This window comes from Lentzea albidocapillata (assembly GCF_000719115.1).
GTDB lineage: Bacteria > Actinomycetota > Actinomycetes > Mycobacteriales > Pseudonocardiaceae > Lentzea > Lentzea albidocapillata.
In genome coordinates, this window is sequence record NZ_JOEA01000030.1 from 142813 (window position 1) to 159580 (window position 16768).

At 68.4% G+C, this 16768-nt stretch carries 18 protein-coding genes and 1 pseudogene; 15 read left to right on the forward strand and 4 right to left on the reverse strand.

Translation table 11 applies throughout. The features are described 5' to 3' along the window. Window positions 1–93: 93 nt before the first annotated feature. Genes IG04_RS0138450 through hsaB form a run of 8 tightly spaced genes read left to right on the forward strand, consistent with a single transcriptional unit; the run spans window position 94 to window position 7615 of the window. Window positions 94–1551 (forward strand): FAD-binding protein, encoded by a 1458-nt coding sequence (locus IG04_RS0138450; RefSeq protein WP_144065244.1) that lies wholly within the window; start codon window positions 94–96, stop codon window positions 1549–1551. Continuing rightward, window positions 1545–2315, forward strand: a complete 771-nt coding sequence (locus IG04_RS0138455; protein WP_030481682.1) for a 2-keto-4-pentenoate hydratase — start codon at window positions 1545–1547, stop codon at window positions 2313–2315. Before IG04_RS0138450 ends, IG04_RS0138455 begins: the two co-directional genes overlap by 7 nt. A 9-nt stretch (window positions 2316–2324) precedes the next feature. Continuing rightward, window positions 2325–3218 (forward strand): acetaldehyde dehydrogenase (acetylating), encoded by an 894-nt coding sequence (locus IG04_RS0138460; protein WP_051771682.1) that lies wholly within the window; start codon window positions 2325–2327, stop codon window positions 3216–3218. After that, window positions 3169–4194, forward strand: a complete 1026-nt coding sequence (dmpG, locus tag IG04_RS0138465) for a 4-hydroxy-2-oxovalerate aldolase (RefSeq protein WP_030481683.1) — start codon at window positions 3169–3171, stop codon at window positions 4192–4194. The genes IG04_RS0138460 and dmpG overlap by 50 nt, the downstream gene beginning before the upstream one ends. Then, window positions 4191–5357, forward strand: coding sequence for a 3-hydroxy-9,10-secoandrosta-1,3,5(10)-triene-9,17-dione monooxygenase oxygenase subunit (gene hsaA, locus IG04_RS0138470; RefSeq protein WP_030481684.1), 1167 nt, complete (start codon window positions 4191–4193; stop codon window positions 5355–5357). Before dmpG ends, hsaA begins: the two co-directional genes overlap by 4 nt. A gap of 10 nt (window positions 5358–5367) precedes the next feature. Further along, entirely contained in the window at window positions 5368–6177 is an 810-nt protein-coding gene (gene hsaD, locus IG04_RS0138475) for a 4,5:9,10-diseco-3-hydroxy-5,9,17-trioxoandrosta-1(10),2-diene-4-oate hydrolase (protein WP_030481685.1), read from the forward strand. Then, window positions 6177–7079 carry an iron-dependent extradiol dioxygenase HsaC gene (gene hsaC / locus IG04_RS0138480; protein ID WP_030481686.1) on the forward strand — a complete coding sequence of 301 codons (903 nt, stop codon included), beginning with the start codon at window positions 6177–6179 and terminating at the stop codon, window positions 7077–7079. Before hsaD ends, hsaC begins: the two co-directional genes overlap by 1 nt. Then, entirely contained in the window at window positions 7043–7615 is a 573-nt protein-coding gene (hsaB, locus tag IG04_RS0138485) for a 3-hydroxy-9,10-secoandrosta-1,3,5(10)-triene-9,17-dione monooxygenase reductase subunit (protein WP_030481687.1), read from the forward strand. Before hsaC ends, hsaB begins: the two co-directional genes overlap by 37 nt. A 153-nt stretch (window positions 7616–7768) precedes the next feature. Here hsaB and IG04_RS0138490 read toward each other — a convergent pair whose 3' ends face one another. Next, the gene (locus IG04_RS0138490; RefSeq protein WP_030481688.1) at window positions 7769–8581 is read right to left on the reverse strand and encodes a class I SAM-dependent methyltransferase; all 813 of its coding nucleotides are present in this window, start codon (window positions 8579–8581) and stop codon (window positions 7769–7771) included. A gap of 42 nt (window positions 8582–8623) precedes the next feature. On the opposite strand from IG04_RS0138490, the gene IG04_RS0138495 reads away from it, so the two are divergent. The 5 genes and pseudogenes from IG04_RS0138495 (at window position 8624) to IG04_RS0138515 (ending at window position 12664) form a co-directional block, all read left to right on the forward strand. After that, window positions 8624–9019 carry a helix-turn-helix domain-containing protein gene (locus tag IG04_RS0138495; protein WP_030481689.1) on the forward strand — a complete coding sequence of 132 codons (396 nt, stop codon included), beginning with the start codon at window positions 8624–8626 and terminating at the stop codon, window positions 9017–9019. Window positions 9020–9242: 223 nt separating this feature from the next. Beyond that, a pseudogene (locus tag IG04_RS43335) lies at window positions 9243–9795 on the forward strand (SDR family oxidoreductase); the annotation flags it as partial. 15 nt (window positions 9796–9810) lie between these two features. Continuing rightward, the gene (locus IG04_RS0138505; RefSeq protein WP_030481690.1) at window positions 9811–10407 is read left to right on the forward strand and encodes a TetR/AcrR family transcriptional regulator; all 597 of its coding nucleotides are present in this window, start codon (window positions 9811–9813) and stop codon (window positions 10405–10407) included. Window positions 10408–10420: 13 nt separating this feature from the next. After that, on the forward strand, window positions 10421–11551 hold the full coding sequence (locus tag IG04_RS0138510; RefSeq protein ID WP_030481691.1) for an acetyl-CoA C-acetyltransferase: 1131 nt from the start codon (window positions 10421–10423) through the stop codon (window positions 11549–11551). Window positions 11552–11713: 162 nt separating this feature from the next. After that, on the forward strand, window positions 11714–12664 hold the full coding sequence (locus IG04_RS0138515; RefSeq protein ID WP_030481692.1) for a BUD32 family EKC/KEOPS complex subunit: 951 nt from the start codon (window positions 11714–11716) through the stop codon (window positions 12662–12664). Here the strand turns inward: IG04_RS0138515 and IG04_RS0138520 are convergent. Next, on the reverse strand, window positions 12648–13775 hold the full coding sequence (locus IG04_RS0138520) for a steroid 3-ketoacyl-CoA thiolase (protein ID WP_030481693.1): 1128 nt from the start codon (window positions 13773–13775) through the stop codon (window positions 12648–12650). The genes IG04_RS0138515 and IG04_RS0138520 overlap by 17 nt on opposite strands. 127 nt (window positions 13776–13902) lie before the next feature. Between IG04_RS0138520 and IG04_RS0138525 the strand changes: the two genes are divergently transcribed. Then, window positions 13903–15129, forward strand: coding sequence for a cytochrome P450 (locus tag IG04_RS0138525; protein ID WP_030481694.1), 1227 nt, complete (start codon window positions 13903–13905; stop codon window positions 15127–15129). 57 nt (window positions 15130–15186) lie between these two features. Here the strand turns inward: IG04_RS0138525 and IG04_RS0138530 are convergent, their stop codons facing one another. Further along, window positions 15187–15561 carry a nuclear transport factor 2 family protein gene (locus IG04_RS0138530; protein WP_084400985.1) on the reverse strand — a complete coding sequence of 125 codons (375 nt, stop codon included), beginning with the start codon at window positions 15559–15561 and terminating at the stop codon, window positions 15187–15189. Between the two features lie 62 nt (window positions 15562–15623). Continuing rightward, window positions 15624–16484, reverse strand: coding sequence for a TIGR03619 family F420-dependent LLM class oxidoreductase (locus IG04_RS0138535; protein ID WP_030481696.1), 861 nt, complete (start codon window positions 16482–16484; stop codon window positions 15624–15626). 65 nt (window positions 16485–16549) lie between these two features. On the opposite strand from IG04_RS0138535, the gene IG04_RS45965 reads away from it, so the two are divergent. Further along, a partial coding sequence (locus tag IG04_RS45965) for a helix-turn-helix domain-containing protein (RefSeq protein ID WP_157513096.1) occupies window positions 16550–16768 on the forward strand: 219 nt, incomplete at its 3' end.

Sequence of the window (16768 nt, forward strand, 5' to 3'; positions counted from 1 at the left end):
CTAGAACAGGTTATAGTTCTGAGGCGGTTTGGCGCTATGGTGTAGGAGTTCCAGGCAAGTCGACTCACCAAGAACCTGTTTCTGGAGGGTTGCGTGGAAGTCACCGCTGACGTGGTCGTCATCGGCTTCGGCGCGGCCGGCGCGTGCGCCGCCGTCGAGGCCGCGACGGCCGGTGCGTCCGTGGTGGTACTGGACCGGTTCACCGGTGGTGGCGCGACCGCGTTGTCCGGCGGCGTCGTCTACGCGGGCGGCGGGACGCGGCAGCAGGTCGAGGCCGGTGTCACCGACTCGGTCGACGCGATGTACTCCTACCTGAGGCACGAGGTCCGGGACGCGGTGTCCCCGGAGACCCTGCGGCGGTTCTGCGAGGACAGCGCGAAGATGCTGGCCTGGCTGGAGGACCAGGGCGTCCCGTTCGACGCGCGTGTGTCGCCGTTCAAGACCTCGTACCCGACCGACGACCACTACCTGTACCTGTCGGGTAGTGAGGACGCCTGGCCCGATCCGGCGCCGCGCGGGCATCGGACCAGGGCGAAAGGCACGTCGGGCAGGGTTTTCTTCACTCGTCTGGCCGAGGCGGTCCGGCGCGCGGGCGTGCGGGTCATGCCGCAGACCCGCGCGGTCGAGCTGATCGTCGCGAACGGCCGGGTGACGGGCGTGCGGTGCCGGACACTCACCGGTCTTCCTCGCGCCGTGCACAGCGCGTTGTCCAAGGTGGGCGCCAAACCCTGGCTCTACTACCCGCCACTGGGCAGGAAGCTGTTCGGGCTGGCAGCGTGGCTCGAAAGGTACGGCCGGCCGCTGGTGGTCCACGCCGGGCAGGGCGTGATCATCGCGGCCGGCGGCTTCATCGCCGATCGGGCCCTGGTCCACGAGCACGCCCCGGCCTACCGCGGCGGCCTCGCGCTGGGCACGCCCGGCGACGACGGTGGCGGCATCCGGCTCGGCGTCGCCGCCGGTGGCAGGACCGCGCGCATGGACAAGATCTCGGTCTGGCGGTTCATCACGCCGCCCAGCGCGTTGCAGCGCGGGGTCCTGGTCGACTCGGACGGGCAGCGGTTCGGCGACGCGACCCTGTACGGCGCCGCCAACGGTGGCGCGATCGTCGAACGCGGCGGCAAGGCCTGGCTGCTGATCGACGACGAGATCCTCCAGGCCGCACGGGCCCAGGTGAAGACGCAGACGGCGCCGTTCCAGCGCTGGCAGGTCCGCTACCTGCTGGGACGCGGCCTGGTCACCGCGCCGACGATCGAGGAGGTCGCGGCCAAGGCAGGCATCTCGCCGCCCGAACCGTTCGGGACGCCGCCCTATTCGTTGATCAACGTGTCGGTGCGCGCGGGGTTCGGCTACCCGTGCCCGATGCTCACGCTCGGCGGGCTCGTCGTGGACGAGGACACCGGTCAGGTGCAAGGAGTCGCAGGCCTGTACGCGGCGGGCCGGTCGGCGGTCGGGGTGTGCTCGGAGTCCTACGTCAGCGGCCTCGCGCTCGCCGACTGCGTCTTCTCGGGCCGCCGCGCAGGGCAACACGCAGCGAAGGAGGCCAGGTGCTGACGATCCAGTCCAGGGAGGCGGCCGCCGAGTTGCTGCGGGCGGCGGAACGCGACCGCGTGCCGATCAAACCGCTGGTGGAGCTGTATCCCGAGATCGACGTGGTCGACGCGTACGAGATCCAGTTGCTCAACGTCCGCCACCGCAACCGTGACGTGATCGGCCACAAGGTCGGCCTGTCGTCGTTGGCGATGCAGCAGATGATGGGCGTCGACGAACCCGACTACGGCCACCTGCTCGACGACATGCAGCTGGCCGGCACCGCGGACGCGTCGGCGTACCTCTACCCGCGGGTAGAGGTGGAGATCGCGTTCCTGCTGGCCCGCGACCTGCCCGGCGAGGGCTGCACGGTCGAGGACGTGCTGGAGGCCACCGAGTTCGTCGCGCCGGCCATCGAGCTGATCGACAGCCGGATCGAGAACTGGCGGATCGGCCTGCAGGACACCATCGCCGACAACGCGTCGTCGGCCGGGTTCATGCTCGGCTCCGAACGCGTCCATCCGTCCGAACTGGACATCGGCGCCGTCGCCGCGACGTTGCGACGCAACGGCGAGCTGGTCGCCGAAGGACGCGGTGACGCCGTGCTGGGCGATCCGGCGATCGCGGTCGCATGGCTGGCCGCGAAGGTCGCGAGCTTCGGCGTCCGGTTGCTGGCCGGCGACATCGTGCTGCCCGGTTCGTGCACGCGCGCCATCGACGCCCGGCCGGGTGACGAGTTCCGCGCCGAGTTCGCCGGACTCGGTTCTGTCGACCTGAAATTCGAGTGAGGTGACTGGGTGAAGGCGGCCATCGTCGGCTCCGGCAACATCGGCACCGACCTGCTCTACAAGCTCCTGCGCTCGCCGGCGCTGGAACCGCGCTGGATGGTGGGCATCGACCCGGCCAGCGAGGGACTCAAGCGCGCGGCTTCGCTGGGCCTTGAGGTCTCGGTCGACGGCGCGGAGTGGTTGTTGCGTCAGGACGAGCTGCCGGACATCGTCTTCGAGGCGACGTCCGCGGCGGTGCACCGGGCCAACGCCCCGCGCTACGCCGAGGCGGGCATCCGGGCGATCGACCTGACACCGGCCGCGGTCGGGCCGTACGTCGTGCCGCCGGTGAACCTCGGTGAGCACCAGGACGCGCCCAACATCAACCTGATCACGTGCGGTGGTCAGGCCACGATTCCCATGGTGCACGCCGTTTCCCGGGTGGTTCCGGTGTCGTACGCGGAGATCGTCGCGAGCGTCGCGTCGGTGTCGGCGGGGCCGGGCACGCGGGCCAACATCGACGAGTTCACCCGCACGACCAGTCGTGGCATCGAGGCGATCGGCGGGGCGGGGCGCGGCAAGGCGATCATCGTGCTCAACCCGGCGGACCCGCCGATGATCATGCGCGACACGATCTTCTGCGCGATTCCCGAGGACACCGATCCGGATCCGATCACCGACTCGATCGCCCGGATGGAGACCGACATCCGTTCGTACGTGCCGGGATTCCGGCTGCTGCGCGAACCGCAGTTCGACGCCGGCCGGGTGGCGATCTTCGTGGAGGTCGCGGGCGCGGGCGACTTCCTGCCCGAGTACGCCGGGAACCTCGACATCATGACGGCCGCCGCGACCAAGGTGGGGGAGGAGATCGCCCGTGCACCAAAAGAATCCAACACTGCGGTTGACCGACACGTCACTGCGTGACGGCTCGCATCACAAGCGACACCAGTTCACGGCCGAGGACGTGCGCTCGATCGTGGCGGCACTCGACGGCGCCGGGGTACCGGTGATCGAGGTGACGCACGGCGACGGGCTGGGCGGGTCGTCGTTCAACTACGGCTTCAGCCACACGCCCGAGCAGGAACTGATCAAGGTCGCCGTCGAGACGGCTCGGCAGGCCAAGATCGCTGTGCTGATGCTGCCGGGTGTCGGGGTGAAGGACGACATCCTGGTGTCGCAGGACAACGGCGCCTCGATCGTCCGGATCGCCACGCACTGCACCGAGGCCGACGTCTCCGTGCAGCACTTCGCGCTGGCTCGCGAACGTGGCCTGGAGACCGTCGGCTTCCTGATGATGGCGCACTCGCAGCCACCGGAGGCGTTGGCGAAGCAGGCCCGCATCATGGCGGACGCGGGGTGCCAGTGCGTCTACGTGGTCGACTCGGCCGGCGCCCTGGTGCTGGAACAGGTATCCGAGCGGGTGGAAGCTTTGGTCGCCGAGCTGGGTTCGGATGCCCAGGTGGGCTTCCACGGGCACGAGAACCTCGGGCTGAGCGTCGCGAACTCCGTTGCTGCCGCACGGGCCGGGGCAAAGCAGATCGACGGCAGTGTCCGCGGATTCGGGGCAGGCGCAGGAAACACACCGCTGGAGGCGTTCGTCGGGGTCTGCGACAAGCTGGGTTTCGACACCGGCGTCGACTTCTTCAAGATCGTGGACGCGGCCGAGGACGTCGTCCGGCCCGTCATGCCCGACGAGTGCCTGCTCGACCGGATGGCGCTGATGATGGGGTACGCCGGCGTCTACTCCAGCTTCCTCAAACACGCGTACACGCAGGCACAACGCTATGGCGTGTCCGGCGCGCAGATCCTCGTGAGGGCAGGCGAACGCAAGCTCGTCGGCGGGCAAGAGGACCAGCTGATCGACATCGCACTGGAGCTGAGCAGGGAGAAAGTCCGATGAGCGAGGAAATCCTCGGCAAGGTGCGGGAACTGCTGCCCGCGCTGGCCGACCGCGCGGCCGAGGCGGAGGAACTGCGCAGGGTGCCGCCGGAGTCGGTGAAGTCGTTGCAGGAGACCGGGTTCTTCCGGATGCTGCAGCCCGTGCGGTACGGCGGCTTCGAGTCGCACCCGCTCGACTTCTACACCGCGGTCAGGATGATCGGCAGCGCGTGCGGCTCGACGGGCTGGGTCGCGTCCGTGCTGGGCGTGCACCCGTGGCACGTCGGCCTGTTCGACGTGGCGGCGCAGGACGAGGTGTTCGGCGACGACCAGGACACCCGGATCTCGTCTTCCTACGCGCCGACAGGCCGTGCGACCGCGGTGGAGGGCGGCTTCCGGTTCAGCGGCAAGTGGAGCTTCTCGTCCGGCTGTGACCACGCGACGTGGGTGTTGCTCGGCGGCCTCGTGATGAACGACGAGGGCAAGCCGATCGACTTCCGCACGTTCCTGCTGCCGATCGCCGACTACACGATCAACGACGTGTGGGACACGGTCGGTCTGCGCGGCACGGGCAGCAACGACATCGTGGTGGACGACGTGTTCGTGCCGGAGTACCGGGCGCTGAGCATGTCGCACACCGCGCGGTGCAAGTGTCCTGGCCAGGAGGTCAATCCCGGCCCGCTGTTCCGCATGCCGTACGGGACGATCCACCCGTACGCGATCACCGCGCCGATGATCGGCATGGCGACCGGCGCGTACGACCTGCACGTGACCGCCACCCGCGAGCGCGTCCGGGCCGCCTACCTGGGCGAGAAGTCGGTCGACGACCCGTTCGCCCAGGTGCGGATCGCCACGGCGGCCAACGACATCGACACCGCGTGGTGGCAGTTGGAGAAGGACATCAACGACGAGTGGGAACACGCCGTCGCCGGCACGAAGATCCCGATCGAGATGCGGCTGCGGGCCCGGCGCGACCAGGTGCTCGGCAGCGCGCGGGCGATCTCCGCGATCGATCGCCTTTTCGAGAGCGCGGGCGGCAAGGCGATCAACGCAGGCCTGCCGTTGCCCCGGTTCTGGCGCGACGCGCACGCCGCACGCGTGCACGCTGCCAACGATCCGGAGCGCGTCCTTGTGCTGTACGGCAAGAACGAGCTCGGCATCCAGGTCCGCGACGGCTTGTTCTGAGGGGGCGTTGATGAGTGTGCGGTTGCACTACCACGAAGCCGGTACCGACAACGCGGAAACGCTGGTCCTGCTGCACGGCGGCGGGCCTGGCGCGTCGGCTCTCAGCAACTTCCGGGCGAACATCCCGGTGTTCGCGAAGTCGTTCCGGGTGCTGGCGGTCGACATGCCCGGCTACGGCCAGTCGGACAAGCCGGCCGAGCACGACCAGTACTTCTCCTTCGCCTCCAGGGCTTTGAAGGACCTGCTGGACTCGTTGGAGATCGAGCAGGCGCACATCCTGGGCAACTCGCTCGGCGGCGGCACCGCGGTCCGGTTCGCTCTGGACCACGGTAAACGCGCCGGGCGTCTGGTCCTGATGGGGCCTGGAGGACTGTCTTTGAACGTGTTCTCGCCTGATCCCACCGAGGGCGTGCGCAAGCTCAGCGCGTTCGCTCGCACACCCACGCGGGAGAAGATCGAGGAGTTCCTGCGGATCATGGTGTTCGACCAGTCGCTGATCACCGACGAGCTGATCGACGAACGGTTCGAGGCCGCGTCGAAGCCGGAGTCGTTGCGCGCCATGGCCGCGCTGGGCAGGTCGTTCTCCGGCCCGGACTTCGAGCAGGGCATGCTCTGGCGGGAGGCGTATCGGTTGCGCCAGCGCGTGTTGCTGGTGTGGGGCCGCGAGGACCGGGTGAACCCGCTGGACGGCGCGTTGCTGGCGACGAAGCTGATCCCCCGCGCACAGCTGCATGTGTTCGGCGGGTGCGGGCACTGGGCGCAGCTCGAGAAGTTCGACGAGTTCAACAGGCTCGCCCTCGATTTCCTGACGGAGGCGTGATGAGCATTCGGTCGCTGGCGTATCTCCGGATCGAAGCCACCGACATGAACCGGTGGCGCGAGTTCGGCTTGAAGGTCCTCGGCATGGTGGAGGGCAAGGGTTCCGTCGAAGGCGCCTTGTACCTGCGGATGGACGACTTCCCGGCGCGGCTGGTGATCGTGCCCGGAGAGGCCGATCGGTTGCAGGCTTCCGGCTGGGAGGCCGCCACCGAGGCAGAGCTGGAAGAGGTCGCGAAACGGCTGGCCTCGGCCGGAGTCGCGTACGTCGAAGGCTCGCCCGAGGACCTGGCCGAGCGGCGCGTGAACGGGCTGATCAGGTTCGAGGACCCGTCCGGGAACGTGCTGGAAGTTTTCCACGGCGCGGCTTTGGAACACCGGCGAGTCGTGTCGCCGTACGGGCACCGGTTCGTGACGGAGGAGCAAGGGCTGGGGCACGTCGTGCTGTCCACTTCGGACGACGAGGCCGCGCTGCACTTCTACCGCGACGTGCTGGGGTTCCGGCTGCGCGACTCGATGCGCCTGCCCCCGCAGTTCGTCGGCAGGCCCGCCGACGGACCGCCCGCATGGCTGCGGTTCTTCGGCTGCAACCCGCGCCACCACAGCCTCGCGTTCCTGCCGATGCCGACGCCGAGCGGGATCGTGCACCTGATGGTCGAGGTCGAGAACACCGATGACGTGGGTCTGACGCTGGACCGGGCGACGCGGCGCAAGGTGCCGATGTCCGCGACTCTAGGCCGGCACGTCAACGACCTGATGTTGTCGTTCTACATGAAGACACCCGGCGGGTTCGACGTCGAGTTCGGTTGTGAGGGACTGCAGGTCGACGATGAGGACTGGATCGCACGCGAGAGCACGGCGGTGAGCCTGTGGGGACACGACTTCAGCGTGGGCGTCCAGAAGTAACGGCCCGCTACCGTTCCGTTCTCGGTCACTTCTGCACCGGGGTGACCGTGGTGACCGGCATGTCCGAGGACGGCCCGGTCGGGTTCGCCTGCCAGGCGTTCGCCGCGCTGTCCCTGGATCCGCCGCTGGTCGTCTTCTGTCCACAACGGACCTCGCGCAGCTGGGCGGCGATCGCCTCGGCCGGCTCGTTCTGCGTGAACGTGCTGGCGGAGGACCAGCGCGAGGTGTCGACGGTGTTCGGGAAGGCGGGCACCGACAAGTTCTCCACCGTGTCGTGGACGCCTTCGCCGACCGGCGCTCCGGTGCTCGACGGCGCGCTGACGTGGGTCGACTGCCAGGTGTCGGTCGTGCACGACGCAGGCGACCACCACATGGTCGTCGGCTCGGTCGTGGAACTCGGTCCGGTGCGCGAGGCGCAGCCGCTGCTGTTCTACCGCGGCCGCTACGCCTCGCACGCCGAGCTGGACCCCCGCGGCTGGTCCGGAGAGGTCCTGGATAACCTGCTGACCTGGCAGCGCCAGTCAGAGTGGAGCTAGCGCCGTGACCGCCTGCCTTCACCGCGTCTGTCGGCGCTCAGCAGGACACCTCGCGGCACCGGCCCCGCGCCCCCGTACAACCAGTACGAGGGCGCGGGGCCGGCACCACGATGCGCCCGTCTGCCCGTCGACAGACGGGGCGAAGGCAGACGGTCACAGCGCTCGCGCCGTGACCTGCCAGCAGGCGCCAGGAATCCGCACCTTGTCACCGTGCACGAAGCCGTCGAACGCACCCCGGACGCTTGCGATGATCCGGGGGCGATCAGACTCGTCGGCCTCCCGCAGCGCACGGGCGATCGGGCCGAGGTTGCTCAGGTACGGGACCAGCAGCGACTCGGGCACACTTCGGATCTGGTCGATCGGCTGGATGTCGATCCCGGTCCAGCCCGCCTGTTCGAGGATCTTGCGGGTCTTGTCGGGGTCCGCGAGTGCGAACGGTCCGGGCCCGTCCGGATCCGGCGCCGGCGCGTCCGGGAACAGCGGCGCGGCGGCCTGGGTCGCGGTGGTCATGAACGGGTTCTCGTCGGCGGTGCGCCAGGCGATGAAGCACAGCTGGCCTCCGGGTGCCGACGCTCGCAGGAGGTTGCGGAACGCGGCTGCGGGGTCGTTGAAGAACATGACCCCGAACCTGCTGACGATCAGGTCGAAGCTCTCCTCGAACCTGTGCACCTGGGCGTCGGCCTGGACGAACTCCGCTTTTCCGTGCTCACGGGCCGCGGCCAGCATCGTCCCGGAGATGTCGACGCCGACGCAGGCCGCACCGGTCGCCTCGGCGATCGCCCTCGTGACGTCGCCGGTGCCGCACCCGACGTCGAGAACCCTGTCGCGCGGTCGTTCGACCGCAGCCTGCACGAGCAGGTCCTGGAAGGGCCGGAGCATCACGCTCACGATGTCCTGGGCGTTCACCCAGCCCTGCGCCGCGGCGTCCCACCAGGCTGCCTGCTCGCTGTTGACCTCTGATGTCATGCTTGTACCGTCCTACTTCAAGTCGACTTGAGGTCAAGTGTCATGCAGGAACTCGGCATCGGCGAGGTGGTGCGGCGGTCCGGCGTGCCCGCGTCGACCCTGCGCTACTACGAGGAGCGGGGGCTGATCGGCTCGGTCGGGCGGCGCGGGCTCACCCGTGTGTTCGACGAGACCGTTTTCGAGCGGCTGGCGTTGATCACCGTCGGGCGTTCGGCCGGTTTCTCGCTGGACGAGATCGCGCTGATGTTCGCTGCCGATGGGCGGCCGCGGCTGGATCGGGCGATGCTCGCCGGGAAGGCGGACGAGTTGGACGCGACGATCGTGCGGCTGACGGTGATGCGGGATGGGTTGAGGCACGCTGCTGTCTGTCCGGCGGCCAGCCACCTGGAGTGTCCGACGTTTCGACGCATTCTGCGTGAGGCTGGTTCTGGCGGTTGAGCGCTGTCCAAGCAGGTTGCCGGAAGCGGCAGGTCAGCCAGCCGAAACCGGGGCGGTTCTGCTTCCGCAGCCCAGCGGGCCCCGTCCACCAACGCCTCCGCGTCGATGTACGAAGCAGCAGCACGGTCGAGCGCGGCTGAAACCGTTTGCCTGCTTGGAACGTTGACCGCTACGTCCTCCAAAGCAAGTGCTTGGCAGGTTAGAGTAGGGCCCATGGAGTCCTTCCGGCGCGAGGTGCGGGAATGGTTGTCCGCCAACCTCGTCGGTGAGTTCGATGAGCGCCACGGTGGTCATCAGCGACTGGCACGAGCGCCGCCTCAAGGAGACCCACGAGGCGCTGGGCACCGACCATGCCGTCCCGTGTGACGTCACGCTGAAAGGCACCTTCCGCTGCGCCAGGGCCGCGCTACGCCAAATGGTCGTCCAACGAAGCGGTGTCGTCGTTAACAACTCCAGTGTGATCGGCCGGCGGGCCCAGAAGGGTCAAGCCCATTACGCCGCAGCGAAAGCGGGAGTCATGGCGCTGACCAGGTGCGCCGCGATGGACGTGGCCGAGCACGGCATCCGGGTGAACGCGGTCGCCCCGAGCTTGGCGGCGCACCCGTTCCTGGCCAAGGTCATCAGTGAGGAGTTGCTGACGGAACTGGCGGTCTCGCGAGGTTTTCGGGCGCGCCGCCGAGCCCTGGGAGGTCGCGAATGTGATCGTGTTCCTCGCGAGCGACTACTCGTCGTACCTGACGGGCGAGGTCGTCTCGGTGAGCAGTCAGCATCCGTGAGGAAGGGAACGACCGATGAGTAGCCGGAGGGCCGAGCTGCTGGAGCTCGCCGCGAAGATGTTCGCCGAGCGTGGCTACGGGCAGACCACGGTCAGGGACATCGCGGACGCGGCGGGCATCCTGTCCGGCAGCCTCTACCACCACTTCGACTCCAAGGAGTCGATGGTGGACGAGATCCTGCGGACGTTCCTGGACGAGCTGTTCACGCGCTACCGGGAGGTCGTCGAGGCAGGCCTCGGCCCGAAGCAGACGTTGAAAGCTCTGGTGGTGGCGTCGTTCGAGGCGATCGACACCCGGCACGCCGCCGTCGCGATCTACCAGAACGAGGCCAAGCACCTCACGCCGCTCGAACGGTTCTCCTACATCGAGGACCGCAGCGCGGAGTTCCGCAAGCTGTGGACGGTGTTGCTGGAGGAGGGCATGAGCACGGGCGTGTTCCGCCCCGACCTCGACGTCGACGTGGCCTACCGGTTCATCCGCGACACGGTGTGGGTGGCCGTGCGGTGGTACCGGCCGGACGGCGGCCTGGCAGCGGTCGAGGTGGCCGACCAGTACCTCGCGATCCTGCTCGACGGCATCGCCACTGGCCGGCGGAATAACTCCAAGACGTAGAAGGAGGGCCCTCGTGGCCGAGGCGTACATCATCGAGGCTGTGCGGACCCCGGCGGGCAGGCGTGGTGGCGAGCTGAGCCACGTGCACCCCGCCGATCTCGGTGCGCATGTGATCACGGCGCTGCTCAACCGCGTCGACGTCGACCCGACGGACGTGGACGACGTGATCTTCGGCTGCGTGGACACGGTCGGCCCGCAGGCGGGTGACATCGCGCGGACGTCCTGGCTGGCGGCGGGTTTCCCGGAGCAGGTGCCGGGCGTGACGGTCGACCGGCAGTGCGGGTCGAGCCAGCAGGCGCTGCACTTCGCGGCGCAGGCGGTGATGAGCGGCACGGCCGACGTCGTGGTCGCGGGTGGCGTGCAGAACATGTCGCAGGTGCCGATCGGATCGGCCATGACGGTCAGCCCGTTCGAGGGCTGCGAGGGCTGGCAGCACCGGTACGGCGACGAGGAGATCAACCAGTTCCGTGCGGCCGACCTGATCGCCGTGCGGTGGGGCCTGTCGCGGCGCGAGATGGAGGAGTTCGCGCTGCAGAGCCATCTGCGCGCGATCACCGCGATCAAGGAGGGCCGGTTCGACCGCGAGATCGCCCCGGTCAACGGCGTCGCGGCCGACGAGTGCCCGCGGCCGGACACCAGCGCGGAGAAGATGGCGAAGCTGCAGCCGTTGCGGCCGGGCGGGCGCACGACGGCGGCGTTGTCGTCACAGATCTCCGACGGTGCCGCGGCGGTGCTGGTCGTGTCGGAGCAGGCCGTGCGCGAGCACAGGCTGACGCCACGGGCCCGCGTGCACCACATGTCAGCCCGCGGATCCGATCCGATCTACATGCTGACCGCGCCGATCCGGGCCACCCGGTACGCGCTGGAGCGCGCCGGGATGTCCATTTCGGACATCGACCTGTTCGAGATCAACGAGGCGTTCGCGTCGGTCGCCATGGCGTGGGCCAAGGAGCTCAAGATCGACATGGGCCGCGTGAACGTCAACGGGGGAGCGCTCGCGCTGGGCCATCCGATCGGTGCGACGGGCACGAAGCTGTTCACGACGTTGCTGCACGAGCTGGAGCGGACCGGTGGGCGGTTCGGGCTGCAGACGATGTGCGAGGGCGGCGGTCAGGCGAACGTGACGATCATCGAACGTCTCTGAGCCGGTCGATCGCCGCCTCGGCGTCCTTGACGATCCCCTCGATCAGGTCCGCGCACGTCGGCAGGTCGCCCAGCAGCCCGGCGAACCTGACCCGATGCGAGCATGCCCGCGTCCCTGACGATCATCCGACCCCGGTCTACGGAGCCGCGTAGGTTCGATCATGTGACCCGTCTGGCCTCCTACGCCGCCGTCTCGGCCACCCTGTCGCTGCTCAGCGACCGTGAACTCGGTGACCTGGTGGAACGCGCCGAGCCGAGTGGATCGGGGATAGGCGGGCCGACGGCGTTGCTGGACGTCGGCGGGACTCCGGTGTTCGTGAAGCGACTCCCGTTGACCGACCTGGAACTGCGGCCGGAGAACGTCAGGTCCACGGCGAACCTCTTCGACCTGCCCATGCACACCCACTACGGCGTCGGCCTGATCGGTGCGGCGGGCTTCGGCGCCTGGCGTGAGCTGGCCGTGCACACCATGACGACGGACTGGGTGCTGGCGGGCGAGCACGAGGGCTTCCCGCTGATGTACCACTGGCGGGTCCTGCCGCAGGCCGACCAGAAGCTGTCCGAGGAACTGGAGCAGGCCGTCGACTACTGGGGACCGGAGATCGGACCCCGGATCGAGGCGCTGCGCGACTCCACCGCGAGCATCGCGCTGTTCCTGGAGTACGTCCCGCAGAACCTGCACGACTGGCTGAACGGCCAGGACGACCTCGAAAGTGCCTGCGAGATGGTCGAACGGGAGATGGCGGCCGGGGTGGAGTTCATGAACTCCCGTGGCCTGCTGCACTTCGACGGCCACTTCCGGAACGTCCTGGCCGACGGCGAGCGACTGTACTTCGCGGACTACGGCCTCGCGATCTCCTCCCGGTTCGACCTGTCCGAGGAGGAGACCGCGTTCTTTGTCGAGAACCAGGACTACGACCGCCACTACACCGTGACGCACCTGGTGATGTGGTTCTCGTACGCGTCGCGCACGAAGGGAGTTCCGCCACGGGTTGCGGCGATCCTGAGTCGCCACAACGCGACGGCCGCCGTGATGAAGGACTTCTACCGCCGCTTCCAGCACGAGAGCCGGCGGACCCCGTACCCGGCCGCGGACCTCAGATCCGTTCGATGATCGTGCCGGTGGCCAAGGCCCCGCCCGCGCACATCGTGATCAACGCCGTCGTCGCGTCCCTGCGCTCCAACTCGTGCAGCGCGGTCGTGATCAGCCGCGTCCCGGTGCTGCCCACGGGGTGGCCAAGAGCGATCGCACCACCGTTGACGTTGACCCGGTCCAGGTTCGGCCGGTGCACCGCCGCCCACGACAGCACGACGGACGCGAACGCCTCGTTGACCTCGAACAGGTCGATGTCGGCCATCTTCATGCCGCTGCGCTTCAGCAACCGCGCGGTGGCGTCGACCGGCCCGTCCAGGTGGTAGTACGGGTCCGACCCGACCAGGCACTGCGTGACGATCCGTGCGCGAGGGCGCAACCCATGAGCCCGTGCGAACTCCTCGTCCACGACCATCACGGCCGACGCGCCGTCCGAGATCTGCGACGACGTTCCGGCGGTGTGCACGCCGTCCGGCACGACGGCCTTCAAGGCCGCCAGCGCCTCCAGTGACGTCTCGCGCAGGCCCTGGTCGGTGTCCACGAGGTCCTCGCCGACCTTCACCGGCACGACCTCGGCGGTGAACCGGCCCGCCGCCCACGCCGCCCGCGCCCGGTTCTGCGACTGGACGCCGAACCGGTCGACCTCCTCCCGCCCGATGCCACGCCGTTCCGCGACGCGTTCGGCGGCGACGAACTGGTTGGGCAGGTCGATCGTCCACGAGTCGGGGCGGGGCATGCCGGTCTCGCCGATGTTGCTGCGCAACGGCACGCGGCTCATCGCCTCGACCCCGCACGCGATGCCGGCGTCGATGGCCCCGGCCGCGATCAGACCGGCGATGAGGTGCGTGGACTGCTGGGCCGACCCGCACTGGGCGTCCACGGTGGTGCAGCCGGTGGTCTGTGGCAGGCCCGCGTGCAGCCAGGCCGTCCTGGTGATGTTGTTCGACTGCTCGCCCGCCTGGGTGACGGTGCCGCCGATGACCTGTTCGACGGTGGACGGATCGACACCCGTCCGGTCGAGCAGTCCCCGTTGTGCCGCACCGAGGAGCTCGGCGGCGTGCAGGCCGGACAACCAGCCGTTCCGCCTGCCGATGGGCGTGCGCACCGCTCCCACGATCACCGGACTGCCCACGCGAGCCTCCTTCGCCAGAAAACTAGAACACGTTCCTGTGTTCCTCCAGATTGGCCGTGTGGGGGCTTCAACACAAGCCGCAAGCGTGTTTGAATCGGATAGAACGCGTTCCACCTAGGAGGTTCCTGTGGGCAAGCCGCGCATCCCGGATGGCTTCGACTTCACCGACCCCGACATGTACGCGAACCGGCTGCCGTTCGAGGAGTTCGCCGAACTGCGTCAGACCGCGCCGATCTGGTGGAACTCCAAGCCGCTGGGCGAGGGCGGGTTCCCGGACGAGGGCTTCTGGGTGGTGACGAAGCACCGCGACGTCAAGGAGATCTCGCGCAACAGCGAGCTGTTCTCCAGCCGCGAGAACACCGCGATCATCCGCTTCAAGGACGACATGCCGCGCGACAACATCGAGATGCAGCGGTTGTTGTTGCTGAACATGGACCCGCCGACGCACACGAAGGTCCGCGGCATCATCTCCCGCGGCTTCACCCCGCGCGCGGTCAACAGCCTGCGTGAGGCGCTGGCCGCACGCGCCGAGCGGATCGTGGCGGAGGCGTTGGACAGGGGCAGCGGCGACTTCGTGTCCGACGTCGCCTGTGAGCTGCCGTTGCAGGCCATCGCGGAACTGATCGGGATTCCGCAGGACGACCGCCGCAAGATCTTCGACTGGTCGAACCAGATGATCGCCTACGACGACCCCGAGTTCGAGATCGAACCGCTCACCGCCGCCACGGAACTGCTCGGCTACTCCTGGACGATGGCCGAGGACCGGCGGAAGTGCCCGCGCGAGGACATCGTCACGAAGCTGGTCCAGGCGGACGTGGACGGTGCGGGGCTCGCGTCGGAGGAGTTCGGGTTCTTCGTGCTGCTGCTCGCCGTGGCGGGCAACGAGACCACGCGCAACGCCATCACGCACGGCATGAAGGCGTTCTTCGACCACCCCGAGCAGTGGGAGCTGTACAAGGACCAGCGGCCCGCGACGACCGGCGACGAGATCGTCCGGTGGGCCACGCCGGTGGTGTCGTTCCAGCGCACCGCGATGGCCGACACCGAACTGAGCGGTGTGGAGATCAAGCAGGGACAGCGGATCGGGATGTTCTACTCGTCGGCCAACTTCGACGAGGACGTCTTCGACAGCCCGGAGAAGTTCGACATCACCCGCGACCCCAACCCGCACCTCGGGTTCGGCGGCAGCGGCGCGCACTTCTGCGTCGGCGCGAACCTGGCCAGGCTGGAGATCGACCTGATCTTCAACGCGATCGCGGACGCCATGCCGAACATCAAGCAGGTCGCGGAGCCGCGGCGGCTGCGTTCGGGCTGGCTCAACGGCATCAAGGAGTTCCGCGTCCAGTACGCGTGAGAGAGACGACTGAGGCCCCTCCACCTGCGGGATGGAGGGGCCTCATGCTGTGTGGCGTCAGGCCTCGACGCGCAGAGTCGCGAGCGCGCGTTCGGTCTCCCAGAACGCCCGCATCGACTTGATCAGACCGTCCTCGCCCACGTTGTAGACGAACACGCCCTCGGTGTCCACGCGTGCCCCACCGGGCAGGAACGCGCTGATCGTGCCCACGTTCGCGCACTCCGAACCCGCCGCGAACGAGTCGTGCATCGCGAACTCGAAGCGCTCGACGTTGGCGATCGCGAGGTCCCAGAAGGCCGCGATCGCCTCCTTGCCGTGGTGGCCCTTGCCCTCGGCGTCGAACATCGACGGGCCCACCGGGTCCTCGACCACGGCGTCCTCGGCGAACAGGGCCAGCCACTCGTCCTTCTTGCCGCTCGAGACAGCCTCCATGGAACGCCAGGAGGCCACACGGGCAGGGGTTTCGGTCTTGGAAGCCGTCCAACTGACTGCGGTCACGCGAACTCTCCGATCACCTCGTCGGCGAAGCGCCGAAGTCCGTCCTTCTTGGCCTGCAGGCTGCCGTCGAAGCCGACGCCGTAGAACAGCCAGGGCACCACGATCGTGTCGGTCACGCCGATCTCGTCGAGCTGCTTGTAGCCGTCGAGCCCGAAGCGGTCGATGCACACGGCCTGGATCTCGAACGGCCGCTCGAAGCAGCCGAGATCGGTGAGCTGGGCGATCACCGACTTCAGCTCCTCGAACTTGATCATCGCCGACGTCCAGCCGTCGCCGACGCGGGCGGCACGCTTCAGCGCGGCCGGGGAATGGCCACCGACGTAGAACGGCACCGGCGAAGTGGGTGCCGGCGACATCTGCAGCCGGTCGAAGTCGAAGTAGTCGCCGTGGTACTCGACCATTCCGCCGCCGAGCACGAGCTTCAGCACGTCGATCATCTCGTCCACGCGCGCGCCGCGGTTCTTGTACGGGACACCGCACCACTCGAACTCCTCCGGCGACCAGCCGAGGCCCACGCCGAAGCCGAAGCGGTTGCCGGTCATGTGCGCGACCGAGCCGACCTGGCGGGCGAGCAGCAACGGGTTGCGGGAGCCCAGTTTCAGGACCTGCGTGTAGAAGTTGATCCGGGACGTCACCGCGCCCATCGCGGCCGCGGCGACGAACGGGTCCACCCACGGGGTGTCGGCGTTCCACATGCGGGAGCCGTCCGGGGTGTAGGGGTAGTCCGCGGAGACCTTCTCCGAGAAGAACAGGGAGTCCGGCAGCGCGATCGAGGCGTAGCCGCACTCCTCGGCGCACCGGGCCAACTCGGTCAGCTGGTCGAGCGGGCTCATGGCGATGCCAACGGTGAACTTCACCATGGCCTCCGGCGGAGGCAGTCCTGCGTCGTGGTCGTCATGGTGCTCCCGGTAGGTTGTGGTTCGTGCGAACGGCGTACAAATGCCGGGCTTACCCGACCCCTGAACAGACTGCGGTGCTGAACCGCACGTTCGGGTGTGTGCGTCTGGTGTGGAACAAGACCTTGAGCGAGCGGAACCACCGCTACCGCGCGGAGGGTGTGCGCACGTCGTACCGGCAGACCGATGCGGCGCTGACCGGGTGGAAACGTACCGAGGAACTCGCGTTTCTGTCGGAGGTGTCC

Bases quoted from the DNA above. Each gene is read 5' to 3' on its own strand.
- hsaA (WP_030481684.1), top strand. From the start codon at position 4,191: ATGAGCGAGGAAATCCTCGGCAAGGTGCGGGAACTGCTGCCCGCGCTG.
- hsaD (WP_030481685.1), top strand. From the start codon at position 5,368: ATGAGTGTGCGGTTGCACTACCACGAAGCCGGTACCGACAACGCGGAA.
- hsaC (WP_030481686.1), top strand. From the start codon at position 6,177: ATGAGCATTCGGTCGCTGGCGTATCTCCGGATCGAAGCCACCGACATG.
- IG04_RS0138490 (WP_030481688.1), bottom strand. From the start codon at position 8,581: ATGACATCAGAGGTCAACAGCGAGCAGGCAGCCTGGTGGGACGCCGCG.
- IG04_RS0138495 (WP_030481689.1), top strand. From the start codon at position 8,624: ATGCAGGAACTCGGCATCGGCGAGGTGGTGCGGCGGTCCGGCGTGCCC.
- IG04_RS0138505 (WP_030481690.1), top strand. From the start codon at position 9,811: ATGAGTAGCCGGAGGGCCGAGCTGCTGGAGCTCGCCGCGAAGATGTTC.
- IG04_RS0138530 (WP_084400985.1), bottom strand. From the start codon at position 15,561: ATGGAGGCTGTCTCGAGCGGCAAGAAGGACGAGTGGCTGGCCCTGTTC.